This window comes from Mesorhizobium sp. M7A.F.Ca.CA.004.06.1.1 (assembly GCF_003999135.1).
Lineage (GTDB): Bacteria > Pseudomonadota > Alphaproteobacteria > Rhizobiales > Rhizobiaceae > Mesorhizobium.
Map to the genome: position 1 here is coordinate 1 of NZ_RZPQ01000838.1, position 2,456 is coordinate 2,456.

General features: G+C 60.8%; 2 pseudogenes. Both read left to right on the top strand.

The features are described from left to right. Nucleotides 1-1,311, top strand: a pseudogene (locus tag EN906_RS30910) (hypothetical protein); the annotation flags it as partial. After that, nucleotides 1,308-2,456: pseudogene (locus EN906_RS30915) on the top strand (hypothetical protein); the annotation flags it as partial. The pseudogenes EN906_RS30910 and EN906_RS30915, both read left to right, overlap by 4 nt.

Sequence of the window (2,456 nt, forward strand, 5' to 3'; positions counted from 1 at the left end):
ATCACCAACCACATGAAGGTGAAAGGCTGGTATTCGGGCGATGCCGGCGACATCGGCAATATGCTGGCGGCCGACGACACGGAATTTGTCCCGATCGGCAATGCTGACATCTGGGCGGCCAATGGTGGGCTCGCTGGAGCGGTCGCGTTCTGGCCGGTGGAAAAGTTCATCCTCGTCCTTCGCGAGCTGTACAACGCCCGTGAGCAGACCAAGCAGGCGATTTACGAAATCACCGGGATATCGGACATCGTTCGCGGTGCTTCGAAATCCAACGAGACGCTAGGCGCCCAGCAGATCAAGACGCAATGGGGCTCGCTGCGCATCCAGAAGATGCAGCGAATGATGGAGCGCGGCGCGCGCGACCTGTTCGTGATGATGTCGGAAATCATCCCTGCGAAGTTTTCACACGAGACGCTTCAGCAGATGACGGGCGTCCAGATCATCCCGACGCAACAGGATCTCACGCCTATCCAGCCGCCGCCACCGCCGCCGCAGGGTGCGCAACTGCCGCCCGACCAGATGCAGCAGTATCAGCAGGCCGCCCAGGCCGCCCAGATGGCTGAGAAAGCCCGGCAGGCCAAGCTGGCACAGATGCAGGCTGTTCAGCAGCTTCTCACCCAGAAGCTATCGACCATGTACCGCATCGATGTCGAAAGCGATTCCACGGTGAAGGCGGACCTGTCTCGGCAAAAGGCCGAAGCTGCGGAATTCCTGCAAGGTGCCGGCGCCTACTGGGCTGCTGTCGGTCCAATGGTCCAGTCCGGGGAGCTTCCGAAAGAGGTTGCCGTCGAAATCTTCGCGGCCAACTCCCGGCTGTTCAACCTCGGCAAGTCTGTCGAAGACGTTCTGGAAAAGATGGTCACCGATGCCAAGGCGAAAGCCGCACAGCCTGAGACACCAAAGCCTAGCCCCGAACAACAAAAGGCTGAAGCGGAAGCGAAGACGCGAGAGGCGGACGCGGCAGCAAAAGCTGCTGAAGCGAAGCTCAAGGGCGCCCAGGTCGAACAGGGTATGCAGTTCGCCCGCGAGCAGCACGACATGACGATGAAGGAAAAGCAGTTCGATCTGCGCTCCAAGCAGATTGCGGCTGCAACCGATCAGAACCAGGTCTTGGCCGCGAACGGCATTGTTCCTCCGCCAATTCAGATTGACCCGATCGGCGGCGAGGCGGTTTTGAAAGAGATGGCCGCCCAACGTGAGCAGTTCGGCCAGTTCATGATCATGGTCACCAAGGCACTCACCGCGCCGAAGAAGGTCATCAAAGACCCGCAGGGCCGCCCGATCGGTGTTGAAACGGTGCCGATGCAATGACTGTATCGCTGAAGCATAAGTTCACGTCGCTCATTCCCGACGCGGGCGACCCGACGATTGTCCAGCCATCGAACTGGAACGACGAACACGCCCTGACCCAGGCCACAGAGACCATCCTTGGCCGGGTAAGCGCGTTGACGGGCGACACCGAGGAATTGACGCCCGCACAGGTTCGCGCGCTGCTCAACGTGGCCGATGGCGCCACGGCCAATAGCTCGGACGCCTTCCTGCTCGCCAGAGCGAACCACACCGGCACACAGCTTGCCGCCACGATATCGGATTTCGCGACGGCGGCATCCCTGGTCTGCCTGCCTCTTGCTGGCGGGACGATGACCGGCAAGCTGGTAACGGACGCGTCGGAAGCGGTGCTTGGCGCGGGTTTTAATGTTCCCCACGGCATTGTGCCAAATGCGCCTGCGGATGGCGATTTCTGGACCACTGCTGCCTTTGGCTTGTACGTTCGGGTAAACGGCGTCACCAAGGCGATGGCGTCCCTCGACAACGCCTCGCAGTGGACCATTATCCAGACATTCAAGACCAGTTCCACCACGGCGGCATCGATTAGACTTCCGCACGGTGTTGCACCGAACGCTCCGGCGAACGGCGACATGTGGACCGCAACCACGGGCCTGTTTTACCGGATCAACGGTGTCACCCAGACCGCTCTATCGGTATCGGATGCCGCCGCCGCTTACCAACCCCTCACCGCCAACCTCACTTCTTGGGGAGCCATCGCTCGCGCGGCCAATTTTGACGCATTCGTCGCCGCACCATCGTCGGCAAACCTCCGGACCTTGCTTACCGATGAGGTAGGAACTGGCTCGGCTTATTTCGTCGGCGGCGCGTTGGGCACACCTGCATCGGGTGTCGCAACTAACTTGACCGGCCTCCCCATCGCCACGGGTGTTTCGGGGTTGGCTGCGGGCATCGCCGCGTTTCTTGCGACCCCATCATCGGCTAATTTGCGGGCTGCTCTCACCGACGAAGTAGGAACCGGTGCAGCATATTTTGTTGGCGGCGCGTTGGGAACGCCCGCGTCGGGTGTTGCCAGCAACATGACCACCGCAACAGCGGCTCCCGGCACCAACAATACCCAAATTGCAAGCACCGCTTTTGTGACTGCCGCCGTTGCCGCCGTTGATTTT